Annotated in this window: 19 protein-coding genes and 6 pseudogenes; 21 read left to right on the top strand and 4 right to left on the bottom strand. The window is 36.5% G+C overall.

Annotation, left to right across the window (positions count from 1 at the left end; all coding sequences use genetic code 11):
- Window positions 1-91: 91 nt before the first annotated feature.
- From J4T77_RS03650 to J4T77_RS03640, 3 genes and pseudogenes are all read right to left on the bottom strand, one after another.
- Window positions 92-819 (bottom strand): annotated as a pseudogene (locus J4T77_RS03650) (Rpn family recombination-promoting nuclease/putative transposase).
- A gap of 182 nt (window positions 820-1001) precedes the next feature.
- Window positions 1002-1202 carry a group II intron maturase-specific domain-containing protein gene (locus J4T77_RS03645; RefSeq protein WP_233640968.1) on the bottom strand — a complete coding sequence of 67 codons (201 nt, stop codon included), beginning with the start codon at window positions 1200-1202 and terminating at the stop codon, window positions 1002-1004.
- A complete protein-coding gene (locus J4T77_RS03640) occupies window positions 1180-1749 on the bottom strand; it encodes a reverse transcriptase domain-containing protein (protein ID WP_233640967.1) in 570 nt (189 codons plus the stop codon). Before J4T77_RS03640 ends, J4T77_RS03645 begins: the two co-directional genes overlap by 23 nt.
- 111 nt (window positions 1750-1860) lie before the next feature.
- Here J4T77_RS03640 and J4T77_RS03635 point away from each other — a divergent pair.
- From J4T77_RS03635 to J4T77_RS03610, 6 genes and pseudogenes are all read left to right on the top strand, one after another.
- Window positions 1861-2691, top strand: a pseudogene (locus J4T77_RS03635) (IS5 family transposase).
- Window positions 2692-2709: 18 nt separating this feature from the next.
- Window positions 2710-3258, top strand: a pseudogene (locus J4T77_RS03630) (S49 family peptidase); the annotation flags it as partial.
- Window positions 3259-3687: 429 nt separating this feature from the next.
- A protein-coding gene (locus tag J4T77_RS03625; protein WP_076611893.1) for an IS110-like element ISWpi14 family transposase occupies window positions 3688-4700 on the top strand; the annotation gives its coding sequence in 2 pieces (ribosomal slippage) (window positions 3688-4576 and window positions 4576-4700; 1014 coding nt in all).
- Between the two features lie 23 nt (window positions 4701-4723).
- Window positions 4724-5095, top strand: a complete 372-nt coding sequence (locus J4T77_RS03620) for a head decoration protein (RefSeq protein ID WP_070356777.1) — start codon at window positions 4724-4726, stop codon at window positions 5093-5095.
- Window positions 5096-5171: 76 nt separating this feature from the next.
- A complete protein-coding gene (locus J4T77_RS03615) occupies window positions 5172-6173 on the top strand; it encodes a major capsid protein (protein WP_010962476.1) in 1002 nt (333 codons plus the stop codon).
- A 90-nt stretch (window positions 6174-6263) separates the two neighbouring features.
- Window positions 6264-6524, top strand: coding sequence for a head-tail joining protein (locus J4T77_RS03610; RefSeq protein WP_010082171.1), 261 nt, complete (start codon window positions 6264-6266; stop codon window positions 6522-6524).
- Window positions 6525-6709: 185 nt separating this feature from the next.
- On the opposite strand, the pseudogene J4T77_RS03605 reads toward J4T77_RS03610, so the two are convergent.
- A pseudogene (locus J4T77_RS03605) lies at window positions 6710-7732 on the bottom strand (IS110 family RNA-guided transposase).
- Window positions 7733-7912: 180 nt separating this feature from the next.
- Here J4T77_RS03605 and J4T77_RS07565 point away from each other — a divergent pair.
- The 15 genes and pseudogenes from J4T77_RS07565 to J4T77_RS03535 all read left to right on the top strand — a co-directional run bounded on the left by J4T77_RS07565 (window position 7913) and on the right by J4T77_RS03535 (window position 16964).
- On the top strand, window positions 7913-8056 hold the full coding sequence (locus J4T77_RS07565) for a head-tail joining protein (protein WP_010962478.1): 144 nt from the start codon (window positions 7913-7915) through the stop codon (window positions 8054-8056).
- Entirely contained in the window at window positions 8057-8224 is a 168-nt protein-coding gene (locus J4T77_RS03600) for a hypothetical protein (protein ID WP_233640966.1), read from the top strand.
- Window positions 8221-8553 (top strand): phage tail protein, encoded by a 333-nt coding sequence (locus J4T77_RS03595; protein WP_233640965.1) that lies wholly within the window; start codon window positions 8221-8223, stop codon window positions 8551-8553. The genes J4T77_RS03600 and J4T77_RS03595 overlap by 4 nt, the downstream gene beginning before the upstream one ends.
- A gap of 6 nt (window positions 8554-8559) precedes the next feature.
- Window positions 8560-9033: a hypothetical protein gene (locus J4T77_RS03590; RefSeq protein ID WP_015588919.1), complete on the top strand. Its 474-nt coding sequence runs from the start codon at window positions 8560-8562 to the stop codon at window positions 9031-9033.
- Window positions 9020-9484 (top strand): phage baseplate assembly protein V, encoded by a 465-nt coding sequence (locus J4T77_RS03585; RefSeq protein ID WP_015588920.1) that lies wholly within the window; start codon window positions 9020-9022, stop codon window positions 9482-9484. The genes J4T77_RS03590 and J4T77_RS03585 overlap by 14 nt, the downstream gene beginning before the upstream one ends.
- Before the next feature lie 2 nt (window positions 9485-9486).
- On the top strand, window positions 9487-9741 hold the full coding sequence (locus tag J4T77_RS03580; protein WP_190321319.1) for a PAAR domain-containing protein: 255 nt from the start codon (window positions 9487-9489) through the stop codon (window positions 9739-9741).
- Window positions 9738-10073 (top strand): annotated as a pseudogene (locus tag J4T77_RS03575) (GPW/gp25 family protein). The gene J4T77_RS03580 and the pseudogene J4T77_RS03575 overlap by 4 nt, the downstream one beginning before the upstream one ends.
- A 2-nt stretch (window positions 10074-10075) precedes the next feature.
- Window positions 10076-10891, top strand: a complete 816-nt coding sequence (locus J4T77_RS03570) for a baseplate assembly protein (protein WP_233640964.1) — start codon at window positions 10076-10078, stop codon at window positions 10889-10891.
- A pseudogene (locus tag J4T77_RS03565) lies at window positions 10891-12052 on the top strand (phage tail protein). The gene J4T77_RS03570 and the pseudogene J4T77_RS03565 overlap by 1 nt, the downstream one beginning before the upstream one ends.
- A 173-nt stretch (window positions 12053-12225) precedes the next feature.
- Complete coding sequence (locus tag J4T77_RS03560; protein ID WP_010962484.1) at window positions 12226-12828, top strand: ankyrin repeat domain-containing protein; 603 nt, start codon at window positions 12226-12228, stop codon at window positions 12826-12828.
- A gap of 389 nt (window positions 12829-13217) precedes the next feature.
- Window positions 13218-13679, top strand: a complete 462-nt coding sequence (locus J4T77_RS03555; protein WP_233640963.1) for an ankyrin repeat domain-containing protein — start codon at window positions 13218-13220, stop codon at window positions 13677-13679.
- A gap of 32 nt (window positions 13680-13711) precedes the next feature.
- On the top strand, window positions 13712-14140 hold the full coding sequence (locus tag J4T77_RS03550; protein WP_015588926.1) for a DUF2924 domain-containing protein: 429 nt from the start codon (window positions 13712-13714) through the stop codon (window positions 14138-14140).
- Between the two features lie 2 nt (window positions 14141-14142).
- Window positions 14143-15645, top strand: coding sequence for a recombinase family protein (locus J4T77_RS03545; RefSeq protein ID WP_190321318.1), 1503 nt, complete (start codon window positions 14143-14145; stop codon window positions 15643-15645).
- 69 nt (window positions 15646-15714) lie between these two features.
- Window positions 15715-15906, top strand: a complete 192-nt coding sequence (locus tag J4T77_RS03540; RefSeq protein WP_233640962.1) for a hypothetical protein — start codon at window positions 15715-15717, stop codon at window positions 15904-15906.
- Window positions 15831-16964: a WD_0033/WD_0034 family tandem repeat-containing protein gene (locus tag J4T77_RS03535; protein WP_233640961.1), complete on the top strand. Its 1134-nt coding sequence runs from the start codon at window positions 15831-15833 to the stop codon at window positions 16962-16964. The genes J4T77_RS03540 and J4T77_RS03535 overlap by 76 nt, the downstream gene beginning before the upstream one ends.
- Window positions 16965-17185 lie beyond the last annotated feature (221 nt).

Below are 17185 nucleotides of genomic sequence, written 5' to 3'. Positions count from 1 at the left end.
TTGACATGAAAGTATAAAGATAAATAGGCTAAATGTACTTATCACCTGGTCAGGCTGCAGCATTATTTCGTGTAACCGTTTGCGGGTCCACTTAATTCTGCAATTCTTTGATCTCACTCATGGAGAGGCCAGTAAACTTAACAATAGTGGTGACATCAACATTATTAGCTAGCATTGTTTTTGCAACTTCAATTTTTCCTTCCTTTTTAGCATCATCAAGTTTTTGTTAAAGAACAGCCCGTTCATCACGAATACGTTTTATTTCCTGTTCGTAGGCAATAAATTCTTTCTCTGACCAGTTGAATCTATTTAGTTCTTCATATGCCTTTTTAATTATTACATCACTACCTATTATCTTTTCCAATTCTTCTTCGCTAGTTTCATCTGCATATTTAAAATAATAGATCCATTTTTCAACTATACTCTCCAATTGGTCTTCTTTAGTTTTAGGAAATTTTGGTAACTCAATAAATGTAAAATAAAAATCTTTTAAATCATGTTCATAGCTATCTTTGTCTAACATTACATGATCTGACTTATACTCAGATTTATTAGGAAAGAGAATACAATCAGCAATAGCTATAAAAATGATTTCTTTAAGACCCTGATATTGATCACCTTTATCAGCTTGTCTTGAGTAAGCCTTAGCAGCATAAAGTTGTGCGCGTTTTTCAAAGCCCTTAGTTTTAGCGACCTGGTTAGGTAAGGAAGTAGTATGCTACTACTCCCTCCCTTAGAAACGCAGCATGCAGGTTTCTCCACACTACGCTTGAGCCCCTTATCTAAGTCCTTCTTTTCTCGAACCGGCTTGTCCTTCATGATTCCTCAGAAAACATCATTCTTAATGGTGACACCAACAGCAGAGAACCTTCTCTTGAGAAAGAGCTTGCTAACATTTTTGTTTGTTTCACTCTTTCATCAAAATACTTTTCCATTTTAAGTCAAGTGGATTTGCATCCGCCCTGATTTTAACATGTCGTCTGATAGGTATATCAATCAACCTAAGCAGTCTTAAATACCTTATCTTTCGGTTTGTTCTTGCATATGGGTGCAGCAAAGACCCATTGGCGTTGTTTCATTACCTTGAAGTAACGATTCTTTATCCAACGTAATCCTTTACGAGGATGTCTTTTCTTTGCCCATTTCCATAGAGCACACATAATTTCATGGTCTATTTTGTTAAAAGCTCTTTTCGCACACACATGGCTGTAGTAATTTTCCCATCCCCTTAATAGGGGAATTGAGCAACTTGATTAGTACGGCCTGAGTGTTCGCTATGTTTGCCTTTATCAATGTACGTGCTTTATTAAGAAGTTTCTTAATACTTTCTTTTGAAGGTTTTATAATTAACTTCTTATTATACCTGCGTACATTACAACCAAGAAAGTCAAACCCTGTTGTAATAGATGTAATTTTTGTTTTCTCTTCGGAAAGGATAAGACCTCTCTCCTGAAGAAAGGACGATACTAGAGGTTTTACTTCATTTTCCAGTACTTCACGTGTGATTCCTGAAATGATAAAGTCATCTGCGTACCTGATTACATTTACTCCACTTCTGATTTTGCTTCTTCTTTTACTGCCAAGTTTACCAAATTGACTTTCCAATGATTTTTCAAGTCCATTTAGGGCTAGATTTGCTAGTATTGGAGAGATGATACTACCTTGTGGGGTACCTGCAGTTGTGGAATACAGAGTTTTTGATTCTAGGAAGCCAGCTTTTAACCAGCTATGAAGAATTTTCTTCTCCATAGGAATATGCTTCATGAGCCATTCATGGTTAATGTTATCAAAACACCCTTTAGAGGTTGTCCGGAAACAAGTAAAAGGCTATAATATCTGAAATTTTAGTACGGGGTAAAGATGAGAAAAAAGTATCCAACAGATCTAAGCGAAAGGGAATGGGCAAGAATAGAAAAACACTTCAGAGTATCATACAAGAAAGGAGGAAGGCTGCCAAAGTATAGCAAAAAAGAAATATTAGAAGCAATTTTCTATGTATTGCGTACAGGGTGTCAATGGCGGTATTTACCAAATGATTTTCCGCTATGGAAGACTGTGTATGAGCAGTTCAGGCAATGGAAGAAGCAGGGAATTTTTGAGAAAATGAATTATGAAATTACAAAATATAGTAGAAGAAAAATAGGAAAGAATGAGCAGCCGAGTGCCTGTATAGTAGATAGTCAATCTGTAAAGACTACAGAAAAGGGGGATCAAAGGCTATGATGGAAGTAAAAAGTAAAAAGGGTAGAAAAAGGCATATAATTACAGACACTCAGGGTTTTATACTAGGTTGTTACGTAGGCGCTGCTAACGAAAATGATAGAGATGGTATTAAAATAGCATTAAACAATATGAGAACAAAATATACTAAAGTTAAAAAATGTGGGCTGACATGGGATACCAAGGAAGAAATTTAAAGAATCACATAAAGGAAGAATATGACATAGATATTGAAATTGTTAAAGGCCTCCATGTAGATTTTGGGTGCACAAAGATACGCCACCTGAGCTACTACCAACAAGAGAACAAGGGTTTAAAGTACAGCCAAGAAGATGGGTTGTAGAAAGGACTTTTGCTTGGGTTAATAGGAATAGAAGGCTATCGAAGGAGTATGATTTACTCACAACATCCACTGAGAATTTCATATACCTAGCTATGAGTAGGGTTATGTTAAAGAGGGAATATGCTTGAATTTACTAGTTTCCGAACAACCTCTTAAATCCGCATGAGCCGATAACATCAGAAAGTGTGGAAAGCTTACAAGATGAAGTAGACCGCCTATATGAGATGTTTGTCGAGCTTGTAGCAAGAAATAGGAATCTTTCCACGGAAAAAATCAAATCAACGGAAGCAGGGCTATATTTTGGTGAGAAAGCAATAGAGATTGGACTTGCTGATGAAGTGATAACATATTCTGAATTTATAGATAGGAGAAACAATATGAGTAAAGCTGAATTTAACTATAAGGGCCACACCATCGATGCTGATGAGTTAATGGAAGAATCAAAACGAATAGGTTATGAGAGGTGCCGCAAGGAAGTATTAGAGGTAATAAGATTGTGTAATTTGTCAAAGATGCCAGAGAAGATAGGAGAATTTATTGAGCAGGATGTAAACGCAAAACAAGCCCAAGAGATATTAATGTCGATACTGGCGGAGAGAACGAAGAAGACAGAGATACTGAGCACAATACCACAAAGTTCATCAGAAGATTTAATGATGCAGGTAGCAAGAACTCGAGCGCAATCTGGCATTTGAGAAATTTAGGTACCAGCAATTACAAATGCCGCGGTAAACAAGTCCGCCAGAATAGCCAATTATAAAGTTTTCACCGCGACGTATAGCAACTTTAAACACCGCGGTAAACAAATCTTGTAACCGCCGTATATAACACTAACAAAAGCGGCGGTAAAACAATTAAGGAGATGGTATGAATAGTTATTGCTTGGTTGGAAGCATGAGAAGATAATACCTTCTCAGAGTGGATAGGTGGCAGATTGAAAATGTTTGTGAGGCCCTTTCTGCTTTTTGCAGTATAGGAAAAAGACCTCGTGAAGGAGATTAATCGCCCCTGCCACCGAAAACCATCGTGCGGCCTATAAAATTTAGTGACCGCGTATAGGAGAATGGACCAACCGGTAATATTCTACTCTGATATGTTGGAGTATTCAATAAGGGAGAAGATTTATGCGTTACATAGGTGTTGATTTACATACTAATAGTTTCACTGCTTGCTACTTAGAACAGGAAAAACCAGAGTATATTAAAACGTTTCGCTTACAGGATTTAGGTAATTTTATCAAAAATCTTCAAGAAACAGATGAAGTAGCCTTAGAGGCAACGGGAAATAGCTGTTTCTTTTATGATGAAGTGTCACCTTACGTTAAGCGCGTTGTTGTGGTTGCTCCCTTGCAATTTGAAGTTATTCGTCGTTCTGTGAACAAAACAGATAAACATGATGCAAGAGCTATTGCTTTTTTTCTCAGCAAAGATATGTTGCCTGAAGCAAAATGCAAGAGCAAACAATGCCAACAGTTAGCTTCTCTTCTTAAAACAAGAGATCAGTTAGTAAAATCACGGGTATCTTTAATCAATAAAATACATGGACTTTTCAATTACCACGGAATAAAGATTAAAAAGGAAGTACTGACAATCAAAGCGGGATTTGAATGCTCTCTTGGTAAACATGATTGGAGTCACTTGGAAAAGGTTGAGATTGAAGTGATTAGCAGTAATCTGGAAGTCATTCGAGAAAGTCTCAAAAAACTTGAAAAGGAAATTATAGCTTTTGCTCAGCAGCTTCCTGGATTTAATAATCTCATCAGCATTAAAGGTATTGGTGCGATTTCTGCAGCAGTTTTTGTTGCAACAATTGGTGATATTAATGATTTTAGTAATCCTGAAAAACTTACAGCTTATTTTGGAGTTGTACCGCGAGTTTCTCAATCCAATCAACAATGCACAATTGGAAGAATTACTAAACGTGGATCAAAAATTGGGCGTACTTCTTTAGTACAGTGTACTTGGATTGCTATACGTTATAGTCCTTATCTGAAAAGTTTTTACGAGCGTGTGAAAAAAAGCGTGGTTCTGCTAAGGCTATTATTGCTACTGCTAGGAAGTTTCTCACAACTATTTTCTATACTCTTAAAAACAACTGGATTTTCAAAGATTTTACAAAATATGAAATTTCTTATTGACAACAATCATAGGAGAAACATTTATGAGTTGTATAACCGAACAAAATAACCTTGGTGACCTATTAAAGTATGAGGCATCAAATCTATACTCAAGAGACCAAATAACAGTAGCAAAGGGGCAAAACCTAAGCTTGGGTACTGTAGTTGGCTGTAATATTGAAGATAATGTAATTAAGATTATCAATCCAACTGCAACAGATGGTACGCAAACAGCTATAGGAGTGATAGCAAGTGATGTAAACGTGAAAGAAAATACCAAAGCAGTAATCATTACACGTATAGCAATGCTAGCAGATCATGCAGTTGTGTGGCCAGCAAATATAACAGAAGAGCAGAAAGCTGCAGCAATAAAGCAACTTGAAGCACGAGGCATCATTATCCGCAAAGGGGTTTAGAAGCCCAGCAAACATCTTAATCATTCGCAAAGGGCTTAAAAGCCAACAAACATCTACAGCATTAAAGGGGAAAAACATGCAAAATCCATTTACAAATTCAGCATTTAGTATGACGGAATTAACTAAAGCAATAAACATATTGCCGATAAATTATGGTCGAACAGAAAGCTTAAATTTATTTCCAAGTAGATCGGTAAGATTCCGACATATTACGATAGAAGAGCAAAACGGTGTTTTGAGCCTATTACCAACGCAAGTTCCCGGAGCACCAGCAACAGTGGGAAAACGTGGAAAACGAAAAATAAGAACGTTTACGATACCACATATTCCCCATGATGACGTAGTGTTACCTGAGGAAGTGCAAGGGATAAGGGCATTTGGGTCAGAGAATGAACTGAAAGCGTTGGCTAACGTGGTAACAGATCATCTGGAATTGATGAGGAACAAGCACGCGATAACGTTAGAACATTTGCGAATGGGGGCGTTGAAAGGGATTATTCTGGACGCTGATGGCAGTGAATTGTTAAATCTTTACAACGAATTTGAAATTACGCCAAAAGTAGTAAATTTTGCACTGGGAATAGCAACAACAGATGTAAAGCGTAAGTGTATGGAAGTACTCCGGCATATAGAAGATAATCTAAGTGGTGAATATATGACAGGAGTACATGCTTTGGTAAGCCCTGAATTTTTTGATGCATTAACTTCGCATAGTAAAGTAAAAGAAGCATATGAAAGATGGCAAGAAGGAGCAGCGCTTCGGAATGATATGAGATCAGGATTTACGTTTTGTGGAATAACATTTGAGGAATACAGAGGACAAGCAACTGATCCTGAAGGAACCGTGAGAAGATTTATTGAGAAAGATACAGGTCACTGTTTTCCACTTGGTACAGCAAGCACATTTACTACTTACTTTGCGCCAGCGGACTTTAATGAAACGGTAAATACACTAGGACAACCGCTCTATGCAAAACAAGAGCCAAGAAGATTTGATAGAGGGACTGACCTTCATACCCAATCAAACCCTCTACCAATGTGCCATCGCCCAGGTATACTTGTAAAACTTGCTGCATAACAGGTGAGGTAAAGCTAAGTGCAGATTGTTTTTAATACCCCGAACAGGAAGCATTATATCAACTAAAGAATAAAAAGCAACTAAAAAATTATGTTTAGAGATATTAAAAGATTATTTGCAGATTGTTTTGCACATCTAGGGCAGCAAGCGTTGTATGAATCAAAGGATAAGTCATATATGGTGCAAATATTAAAACAACAGCCAGATAAATTATACGAGATTGGTGAAGGACAATTTGTAGGGGAGATATTGATTTTGGAGGTGAGTATATTCGATGTATTGCAGCCAGTAGTAGATACCGTCTTGCAAGTCAACAAAAAAATTACAAAAATTGTTCAAGCTGTATCATAAAATTAAAAAATACTTCCAATTCACATTTTGTGTAACGGTACACAGATTATAGTTAGTGAATATGTTGATAAGTAAATTTCCGCTTTTTTGTACGTATAAAATTAATTTACTTATCAACATATTCACTAACCAGTTACAAAATTTGTGTAAGATACTATTTTACATAATTGGAGCGTTTTTTGATTTTAAAGCACTAAACTTTCAGCCAAACTCCTAGCTCTGTAGTTTTTGATATGATCTGGATCAAAAGCCTTCTTTGACCTTAAAACACCAAAAACAATATGGAGTAACTTACGCATTGCAGCTCCCACAATGGCCATGTTATGCTTGCCTTTCTCTTTTAACCTTTTGCAAAAAGTCATAATAGTAGGATTATGATTCTTAGCTACTATGGCAGGAAAGTACATTGCCTTACATAATGTTCGTGAACCGGATTTACTTAATCTGGGCTTGGCATGTACAGACGTACCTGACGTTATATTTCGTGGTATAGCTCCAGCATATGCTGCCAATTGCCTGGCATCCTTGAAAGCTTTTATGTTAGAACTTCAGCCAAAATAGCTACTGCTGATTCTTCTCCTATTCCTGGAATGGTCAATAGAAGTTGAAAATTTTCCAACAATTCTTTGTGTTTATTTAATAGTTCACGTAAGGAGTTTTTTTATTCTTTCTATTTTTTGTTTTATGTTCATTGCAAGGTCTTCCCAAGCATTTGCAACTTCTTTAGGCAGTCTCTCTTTTTTTTCTAAGTGGTTATTTACTAATGTCAATTCATCTTTTAACGCAGCCGAGCAACGATAAAGATGCTTTAATTTCTTTAACTCAGGAGAAGGTGGTGCCCAACGAATAGGTTCCTGTCTTTGGCAATAATCGGCAATTATCTCTGCATCAGTCTGATCATTCTTTTGTCGTATAAGCTTACTTTTTGCATAAAATCTTATACAAGCTGGATTAACAACACTCACAAAATGTCCAGTATTGTGTAGAAATTCAGCTAAGGCTTCACTATAACAACCAGTAGCTTCCATGCAGGCTTTTACTTGTTCTACATTATGCTTTTGTAGAAAGCTCAGTAAACCTTGAAACCCATGATCATTATTCTTGAAACTCCTTTTCCTGGTTTCACGTTTTCCTTTGTTGCTTATGAATGAAAGAGAAACATCAAAGCGATCTTTTGATATGTCTATACCCAAAAAGTTGTTGATCATATATAACTCCATACGTTACTATTAAAATGAAAAGTAAGGCTAACCTTGTGGGTACAGAATTATAACCATTTAGGTCTTTCTACGATACCGTTCAGCCTATACTTTTGAGAAGGGAACTCTTGTCTACCACACAGATTTTATATCTAAGGAGATATTCAAAGTTCTTCCCTTCTCCACCTAATGCTTAAGCTTAAAACATCAGATGCTTTTGACAAGATACAAGGAGATATCTTTATTATTGATAAGCGTAAGTACAAAGTATATTCACCACCACTTAGGGACAATTCGGGAATGCTATGGAAAATTCAAGCGTCAGGGGTGTAGATGCGTATTAACATCGAAGTCACCGGTAGTATTATACAAAGTATAGATGCTGAAAGGAAAAAAGTGGAAAAAGCAACGGTGAGGGCACTAAACAAAACAGCACTATGGGTAAGGTCACAAACTGTCAAACAAGTTAGCGAAGAAAACAAATACCAAAAAAAGCAATGAGAAAAAAGTTAAGTGTGGATAAAGCAAATAGAAAGCGCTTATGGTCAGTAGTAAAGCTCAGTTCGCAGTGGATAGGAGTAGCAAAACTTGGGAGTATAAAACAGACAAAGATAGGAGCAAAAGTAGGAAGCCGTACGTATGAAGGAGCATTTATAGCAACAATGAAAAATGGTCATATAGGAATCTTCAGACGAAGGTATACCACGTCTTTGCCAATAGATGAAATTAAAATAAATACCCATGCTCGGGAAACAATGAAAGAGTTAGTCTCTAATGAAGTAGAGAGAGTATTTGAGAAGTATTTTGACCATGAACTTAATTTTATTTAAGAGCGTATGTTTTGGAGAGATCTACATCAGAAGATTTGTAAAACGCTAAAAGAAGAAATCCCAGCAATACAAACGTGCGAAGTGTATCCAGCAATACGTAGGGAAATAATAGCGCCAGCAGCATTTGTAGAGCTTGCAAGTTTAGAACCAGGGAAAGATCCGGGGACTGAGGAATTAGCGTTGAGGGCAAGATTTGAGGTAAGAGTGGTAGTTGATGGAACAGTTGAGGATTCTCAGGTAGTGGTAAGGTCACTGGCAGCGGAAATTGCAAGGGTAGTGAATAAGAATACTTGGGACGTGGAAAATGTTTCAGCAGGTGAATTTATATCAGCAGGAGGGGATGATTTTAAACCAGAGTTGGATGCATATTTGGTGTGGTTGGTCGAATGGGTTCACGAGCTACATACAGGTCAATCAATGTGGTTAGAAACTGGTATCATACCACATACAATAAGTGTTGGCGAAAATGTTAGAGCATAATTTTGCAATTTCAGAGCTGAATAGGAAGTTAGCGAACATTATTCGTATAGGTTTAGTTAAAGAAGTAGATTATGAAAAAGCAAGAGTGCGGGTAAAAATAGGGGAATTTTTAACGGATTGGCTTCCGTGGGTAACGGCAAGAGCAGGAGAAGATAGAAGTTGGTTTGCGCCGAATATTGATGAGCAAGTAATAGTATTATCGCCATATGGAGAGTTGTCATTAGGGGTAGTATTACCAGCAATATATCAGGAGAAATATCCCCCTCCGGAGAATAAAAAGGAAATAAATAGTGTAAAATTTCAAGATGGGACAAAGTTATCATATGAGCAAGAAAAGCACCATCTTAAGATAGATGTAGTGGATAAAATAACGTTGAAAGTAGGAGAATCAAGTATGAAGATTACCAAGAGAGGCATAAAACTCAAAGCAAAGAGAATCGACCTTAATTAAGTATGGCTAAAGCTGTGGTTTGTATAGGGGATTATTGCAGTGGAATACCAGCACATGTTTGTATGAGTGGAAGCAGCGATGTTTTTGTAAACGGTAGATCTGTGTGTCGAAAAGGAGATATCTTAACTCTAGGGGAGAAACTAACTCAGGGATCAAATAGCGTATTTGTTAATGATATTGGCATAACAAGAGCAGGTGACTTGGTATCGTGTGGTTTTCATGTGATGGGTGATAGCAAAAATGTATTTGCAGAATGAGAGGCATGAATGCTAGCACGGGAAAGGAATTGGAAGGATTAAACCATCTAAAGCAATCGATAGTTGACATACTGACCACGCCGATAGGATCACGTGTTATGCGAAGGGATTATGAGTCAAGACTACTTGAATTAGTAGATAAGCCAATTAATAGGGATTGAACTTTGGAAATCTATGCAGCAGTAGCAGAAGCTCTACAAAAGTTGGAGCAAAGATTTAAGTTAGAAAAAGTAAAAATTACAGAAGTGAAAGAAGGAAAGGTCAATATTTCATTAGATGGTATTTATCTACCAAATGGGAAAAATATTCATTTTGATGGGATTATGGTATAGAGATGGAGCAGCCAAATATTATCGAACCACTGAACTTTGAAGAGATTTTTTCCCGGATGAAAGAAGAATTAGTAAGTCGTGATGAAAGTTTTACGGCATTAGTAGAAAGTGACCCAGCAATAAAGATTTTAGAGGTAGCAGCATGGCGAGAACTTTTGCTGAGAGAAAGAATAAACGAAGCGGCAAGGAGCAACTTACTGAAGTTTGCAAGAGGGGAAGAACTTGATAATTTAGCTGAGTTTTATGGAGCAGAGAGGCAAGATGGAGAAGAAGATGAACGATTTAGAAAAAGAATCAAGGCAAAAATAAAAGGCTGGTCAACTGGAGGAAGTAAAGAACATTATCGATATCATGCACTCTCAGCAGATAGAAGAGTAAAGGATGCGCTGGTTGAATCAAAAGTGCCAGGGAGTGTAGAGATCTCGATTTTATCCACGGAGTTATCCACAAATGGCATAGCATCTGAAGAACTACTTGATATTGTAAGAAAGCGAGTCACCAGGGATGATATAAGGGTATTGACAGATACGATAACAGTAGTTGGTTGCAATATTATTGAAATAGATATCCACAGCAAAATTAGCATTAAAAGACCGGATATTATTGAAACGGTGAAGAAGAAATTTATCGAAAAATTTGAAGCAACGAAAAGATTGGGATGGAAGGTGACAAAATCATGGATCATAGCAAATCTATTTGTAGAAGGGGTAGAAAACGTGGAATTAATAGAGCCAAGAAAAGATGTTGTGTGTGTGGTACTGGGGAATGAGTGCGTTTGTTTAGGCAAGCTAGAAATCGAATTAATGGGCAAAAGCTAATGTTACTTCCACCTAATAGCACAAAAGAAGAAAGAGCCATAGTAGAGGCTATCGATTACAAAGTTGATCCAAGCAGGATAAAAGGATTTAAGTTTAATTCTAAAGATGAAATACTACCGTGGATAATAGAAGAATATGGATTGGGGGAAATTCTGCGTTGGGTAAAAGACAAAGGAAAGGCGATAAGAGAAGGAATAAAATTTCAAAGACTGCGTGGCACACCTGCCTCACTGAAAATAGCATTAAAGTGGGCAAATATAGAAGATATTACGATCATTGAAGAGCCACCCGGTAAAACACTTTTTTGAGTTGCAGGTAGGGATAAGAGATGTTCCGAACGACTTCTTCGTGGATGCAGTAGTAGAACTAGCAAAACTATCATTGCCAGCAAGATCGAGGCTAATGAGGCTTTTCAATGACCACTATAATATTGGAAGATTTATTTTAGATGAAAGCTTTTTTGGCAGCTTATTATCAGACTACTCTGGTACAAAGATCGAAAAAGATGGACCAGTGTTATCATTTGGGAGAGTAAATTTTTTCAGGTCTAGTGGTCCAGTTGTTAGGATTATAGAGAACTATCTACGCAATCATTATGAACAAGCTTTGAGCAATGATATATATCGCCTAGATGTAGCAATACTTGGAGAAACCGAGCCTCATACTAAGAACTATAACGGTATTTATGAAAGGAATCATGTGTGGTATAACTTCAAAGCGCTATATCCGCTACCACAGGGCTTATTACCGGCAATTAAGTTTGCTAAGGCACAAATAGTATTATCAGATAGCTGGAACTTAGGGGAAATAAACGCATGTTTTCCGGTTACTAGTATAGAAGAGGAAGGGGATAAATTTTTATTGGGAAGTAGCAAACTATCTGAACAACTGTGGAATTTAAAATATAAACCAGTTTTAGAAAGGTTTAGCGTTACTCACCACTACAAGGTAGAAGATTTTACCAACCAGAAAGTTATAAGATTTGGTTTAGCAGAACACAATGTTCATTTTGAAAGCGATTTAGATTCAGAGCAAAAGGATTCAATACATGAGTTAGAAAGGTACATTTTAGTGTTTTACCCAGGTGTACTAACATGGCACGAACATCGACATTTGAACAGAAGTTGGGAAGAAAAACAGGTCGTATGTTTAATGAGTTAAATACATATACTTATATCTTCATACACTACATTAATATTCGGTAAAAATGTGTGTTTTTTGAAAAAAAGAAGTTGCTTTTTCATGCCAAAACAGCTATAAATTAGGTAGGTGTAGGTAAACAAAAAAGATTTACCAAACGCTAGAAGTTAGGAAGTTTTATAGTGAGGTACATCATGTGGATTAGTCAAGAAGAAAGGGATGATTTTAATGAATTATTTCAAGAGTTGCTTGCAGGCAAATTGTCTAAAAAGCATATAAATAGAAAAAATGAAAACGGTGAAACAATGTTGCACCGAGCAGCAAAAATGTCGACGAGAAAAAAAGTAAACTGGCTGATATGGGAAGGAGCAGATGTAGATGCAAGAGATAACGAAGGTTATACACCACTGCACTCAGCAGCGCTTGGAATGCGTCTGGAAAACGTAAAAGAATTAATAGAAGCCAGAGCAGATATAAACGCAACCGAAGAAGATGGAAATACGGCACTACATCTAGCGTGTATGGTAGGTGGAAAAAAGATAGTAGAAGAGTTAATAAAAGCAGGGGCAGAAATAAACCTGGTAAGTATATCAGGATTTAGCCCAATGTATTACGCAAGTGATGAAGAGACAAGGGAGGTATTAAAGAAAAAAGGAGGAAAAATAGTGAACAAACAGAGGGAGTTAATGGAAAAAATAAGTAAGGTATCGGAAAAGCAGGTGGTAAATGGTGGAAAGAAGCTAAATGATGTGGAGGAAAGGGCTGTAGATGTTTGCAGACTTTTTGTGAGGAAATAAGAGGCTAAATATATGGAAAAAATAGAAGAGAAAAGCTGGCAACAGCAGGAGAGGAATTGCTATTATTTAACAGATTAAATATATAGATTTATATCTTAATATAATATGCTGAAAAAATGTGTATATTTTGTAAAAAAAACTTGCTTTTATGCCAAAATAGCCCTAAGTGAAAAAGTAGCTGGTAAACAAACAAAGTTTGCTAAGCGCCAAAGTGAGCCAAATTGGAGCCACTTTATATTGCATTAATAGCTGAGGAACTTATGGTAAAATTTAGTAAAGAAAGAAAGAGAAGAATTTAATAAGTCGTGGAAAGAAGTATTAGATAACTCAATAGAAAATATTAACAAAAAGACACAAAAGGAAGGACGATACTACATTACGCGGTGGGAATGCCAGATCCGAAAAAAGTGAAATTATTAATCAAAAAGGGAGCAGATGTAGATGCAGCAGATGCCGGGAAATATAGACCACTACACCTAGCAGTGATGGGGCAACGTCTAGAAAATACAAAAGAGCTGATAAAGGCAGGAGTCGATGTAAACGCAGTGGAACGAAGTAGCAAATTTGCCGCGTTACACCTTGCGTGCATGGTAGCAGAGATAAAAATAGTAGAAGAGCTAGTAAAAGCGGGAGGGAATGTGGAACAAAAAGATAAATTTGGCAAGACCCCAATGGATTATGTGAGAAATAATAAAGAGATAAAAGAAGTGTTAGAGAACGTAAAAATGGCAAATAAACAGAGGGAATTTATAGAAAGAATAAGAGTTGTATCGGAAAGTACAGCAGCAGGCGTGATAGTAGCAAAAGAAGAGGTGAAAGAGCTAGAAACTATGGATGAAAAAGTGCTATGAGCCGCAACTTTTTTTTAAATTCAGAAGCTAGGATGGAAGGAATAGAAAAGAAAGTATTGAATTTAGAGAAAAAAGCGTTGGAAGAGCTGAGAAAAATATGGAGGAAGGTCTTTGTGGAAGAAGCGCCTAGAAACTCAAAGAAATATTTGATACCAAGATTGGCGTATAGGTTGCAGGAGAAAGCGTATGGAGAAATATCAAGAAAAGGAGCAAAAAGACTAAAATACCTGGCAGATCGGCTAGAACAGGGAAAAAGGATAAGTAGCGATAAACTGCCAGCAGTAGGAACGGAGTTGATATTAGAAAGAGGTGAAGAAACGCATGCAGTGATGGTAACAGATAAGGGTTTAATCTACAGAGAAGAATTTTTTACGTCATTATCAGCGGTAGCCGGAAAAATAATGGGAATGAGCTACAACGGTCCTTTATTATTTGGGATGCGTGATAAAAAGGTAAGTTGAGAATGCTAAAAGAGGTAAGGTGTGCGATATATACGAGAAAATCAAATGAAGACGGGCTAGAGCAGAAGTTTAATAGTCTTGATGCACAGCGAGTAGCATGTAAAAAATATATAAAAAGCCGAGAAGGGTGGGTAGCATTAGCCAAAAGGTATGATGATGGAGGCTATTCAGGAAGTAATTTAAATAGACCAGCGATAAAGGAATTATTTGAAGATGTAAAAGCCGGAGAGGTAGACTGCGTGGTAGTATACACGTTGGACAGGTTATCAAGGGAAACGAAGGATTGCATAGAAGTAACGTCATTTTTTAGAAGGCACCGGATAAGTTTTGTAGCAGTGACGCAAATATTTGATAACAACACACCAATGGGAAAATTTGTACAAACAGTGTTATCAGGAGCGGCACAGCTAGAAAGAGAAATGATAGTAGAGAGAGTAAAAAATAAAATAGCAACATCGAAAGAGGAAGGATTATGGATGGGAGGGAATGTGCCACTAGGGTATGATGTAAAAGAGAAGGAATTAATAATAAATGAAAAAGAAGCAAAAGTAATAAAGCATATATTTGAGAGATATATGGAGCTGAGATCAATGGCAGAATTGGCAAGAGAGTTAAACAGAGAAGGATATCGAACGAAAGCAAAATCAGATATCTTTAAAAAGGCCACAGTGAGGAGAATAATAACAAATCCGATATATATGGGAAAAATACGGCATTATGAGAAGCAGTATAAAGGAAAGCATGAGGCAATAATAGAAGAAGAAAAATGGCAAAAGGCACAGGAATTAATAAAGAATCAGCCATATCGAGGCAAAAAATATGAAGAGGCGCTACTAAAGGGGATGATAAGATGCAGATGCTGCAAAGTAAACATGACGCTGACATACTCAAAAAAAGAAAATAAAAGGTATCGATATTATATATGCAATAACCATTTCAGAGGAAAAGGTTGCAAGTCGATGAACCGAACAGTAGTAGCCGGAGAAGTGGAAAAAGAAGTAATGAAGAGAGCGGAATGCTTATATGAGAATTGGGAAAAAGGGGCAAAAAAAGAAAAATGGGAAAATTTAAGTTTTGGAAAACAGAAAGAAGCAGTGAAGAAATTAATAAAAACAGTGTGGGTAAGAGAAGATGGAATAGAGGTGTGTTCTGAGTCAGAGGAAAAATTTATACCAATGAATTTAAAGAAGAAAGGAAACAAATGCACAGTAGTGGAGCCAGAAGGAAAAACAAACAATGCGCTACTGAAAGCAGTGGTAAGAGCCCATCTTTGGAAACGTCAACTAGAGGAAGGAAAATATAGAAGTGTGAAAGAGCTGAGCATTAAAATTAATATAGGTACAAGACGTATACAACAAATTTTAAGATTAAATTATTTAGCACCAAAGATCAAAGAAGACATAGTAAATGGGAGACAACCGAGTAATTTGCGGTTAGTTGATTTAAGGGAAATACCGATGCTATGGAGTGAGCAAATGGAAAAATTTTACAAATTAGCGTCTTAAAAATCACACAATTAATACGTTATTAACGCAACTAACTTATAAAACAAACATTATACGAAGGGAAATACTATGCCAGTAAAGAAAAAAGAGCGTACTGATAAATTATGTGGATTAACAGAAAAAGAGAAAGGTAAGTTTGATACTCTGAAGCAAGAAATAGAAAATCTAGGGAAAAAAAGTCCTTTATGTTCTGGAGAAGGACGAAAAATGAGAATAGCATTGCTGAAAAATTTAATGATGATACATTACAGAAAATTTTAACAACAAAAATACCTTATAGTGAAGAAGGGAGGAAGGGAGTATTTACGCTACCGTGTTATGCTATATCTCTTAAGAATAATCAAGCTTTTGAGACGTTTTTACAAGAAGCAGCAAAACGAAAATTTTTAAAAGATCTTCTGAATGACGAATTAACCGGAGAAATTCTGGGTGTTCAAAAAACAACCTACACGGTACTAGCATACTGTATTTCAGAGAAAAATAGCAAAGCTGTTAGGGCAGTTTTAGAAGTTTCTAAAGAAAACGGTATTTTGAAAGAAATCCTCGACCAGAAAATGATAAAAGAAAAAGCAAATAGCCAGAAGATAAGCTATACACTAATTGATTATGCTAATAAACAAAATTGTAAAGAAATTGTAGCAACTCTCAAGGAATTTAAAGAAAGTCTTAATATAGAAGTTAAACCTGTAAGTGGTAATGCTGAAACTAGCTGTGAAGATATCAATAAAGACTGTGAAGATCTTGAAATACATGAACCTATGCTTGCAAGCAGTGAAGAAGCTAAAAATATTTTAACAAAAGATGATATAGATCAGACACAAAGTTCCAGTATTTCTACAACCACTTTTACTGAAGTTGTGAAAAGAGATCAAACGCAATCGTGCTCTCATAGCAAATCTAGAAGTGCTGAGAACGGAAAATCATTAACAGAAATAAAGCATAAAAGAAAATTAATCAAAACTGATACAGAATCAAGAGAGAAGTTGACAGATAATTTAACATGGGAAAGTAAAGCTACAGCTCAATTGCGTGGAGATATTAATAAAGATAGCGAGCTAATATTTGAAACCAGTGAGAAAGCTCAAAATGCTTTAACAGAAGAAGAGCCTGATATCCCATCTCCAACTGAACTATATTTTGATAGTAAAGGAAATTCTGTAGACGAAAATCATCAAAAAGGCAATTCAACCAATTGTAGCTGGTGTTGTTGGTGCAGTGTTATTGGCAAGCGGTGTTGCATTGTATATCATGAAAATGCCTGTAATAGCAGCGGTTGTGGGAATAGCTGGATTGGTGTGTCTGAGCTTTGCGTTGTATAATGTGCTAAAGCCCAGCACGAAGCTAGAAAAAGTGGAAAGTGTGGAGCAGCCTATTCAGTCTTCTTTGAATCTAGCATAAAAGGCTATGCTCAAAAAATCATAAACAACAAGATAACCTCTTTAGAAGATTTCTTAAACTATTAACTAAGAATTACCTCCGTTAGTCCTACTGCTATTTTTAACAATAACTTGACGTGTATAACCTATAGAAACATCCTCCC

Origin of the sequence: Wolbachia endosymbiont of Drosophila innubila (genome assembly GCF_021378375.1) — a bacterium.
Classification (GTDB): Bacteria; Pseudomonadota; Alphaproteobacteria; order Rickettsiales; family Anaplasmataceae; genus Wolbachia; species Wolbachia pipientis.
This window is presented reverse-complemented; position numbering and strand designations above follow the sequence as displayed.

What these genes read in the sequence shown, in the direction of transcription:
- J4T77_RS03640 (WP_233640967.1), bottom strand. Translation starts at nt 1,749, where the DNA reads ATGGAGAAGAAAATTCTTCATAGCTGGTTAAAAGCTGGCTTCCTAGAA.
- J4T77_RS03620 (WP_070356777.1), top strand. Translation starts at nt 4,724, where the DNA reads ATGAGTTGTATAACCGAACAAAATAACCTTGGTGACCTATTAAAGTAT.
- J4T77_RS03615 (WP_010962476.1), top strand. Translation starts at nt 5,172, where the DNA reads ATGCAAAATCCATTTACAAATTCAGCATTTAGTATGACGGAATTAACT.
- J4T77_RS03610 (WP_010082171.1), top strand. Translation starts at nt 6,264, where the DNA reads ATGTTTAGAGATATTAAAAGATTATTTGCAGATTGTTTTGCACATCTA.
- J4T77_RS07565 (WP_010962478.1), top strand. Translation starts at nt 7,913, where the DNA reads ATGCTTAAGCTTAAAACATCAGATGCTTTTGACAAGATACAAGGAGAT.
- J4T77_RS03600 (WP_233640966.1), top strand. Translation starts at nt 8,057, where the DNA reads ATGCGTATTAACATCGAAGTCACCGGTAGTATTATACAAAGTATAGAT.
- J4T77_RS03595 (WP_233640965.1), top strand. Translation starts at nt 8,221, where the DNA reads ATGAGAAAAAAGTTAAGTGTGGATAAAGCAAATAGAAAGCGCTTATGG.
- J4T77_RS03590 (WP_015588919.1), top strand. Translation starts at nt 8,560, where the DNA reads ATGTTTTGGAGAGATCTACATCAGAAGATTTGTAAAACGCTAAAAGAA.
- J4T77_RS03585 (WP_015588920.1), top strand. Translation starts at nt 9,020, where the DNA reads ATGTTAGAGCATAATTTTGCAATTTCAGAGCTGAATAGGAAGTTAGCG.
- J4T77_RS03580 (WP_190321319.1), top strand. Translation starts at nt 9,487, where the DNA reads ATGGCTAAAGCTGTGGTTTGTATAGGGGATTATTGCAGTGGAATACCA.
- J4T77_RS03570 (WP_233640964.1), top strand. Translation starts at nt 10,076, where the DNA reads ATGGAGCAGCCAAATATTATCGAACCACTGAACTTTGAAGAGATTTTT.
- J4T77_RS03560 (WP_010962484.1), top strand. Translation starts at nt 12,226, where the DNA reads ATGTGGATTAGTCAAGAAGAAAGGGATGATTTTAATGAATTATTTCAA.
- J4T77_RS03555 (WP_233640963.1), top strand. Translation starts at nt 13,218, where the DNA reads ATGCCAGATCCGAAAAAAGTGAAATTATTAATCAAAAAGGGAGCAGAT.
- J4T77_RS03550 (WP_015588926.1), top strand. Translation starts at nt 13,712, where the DNA reads ATGGAAGGAATAGAAAAGAAAGTATTGAATTTAGAGAAAAAAGCGTTG.
- J4T77_RS03545 (WP_190321318.1), top strand. Translation starts at nt 14,143, where the DNA reads ATGCTAAAAGAGGTAAGGTGTGCGATATATACGAGAAAATCAAATGAA.
- J4T77_RS03540 (WP_233640962.1), top strand. Translation starts at nt 15,715, where the DNA reads ATGCCAGTAAAGAAAAAAGAGCGTACTGATAAATTATGTGGATTAACA.
- J4T77_RS03535 (WP_233640961.1), top strand. Translation starts at nt 15,831, where the DNA reads ATGTTCTGGAGAAGGACGAAAAATGAGAATAGCATTGCTGAAAAATTT.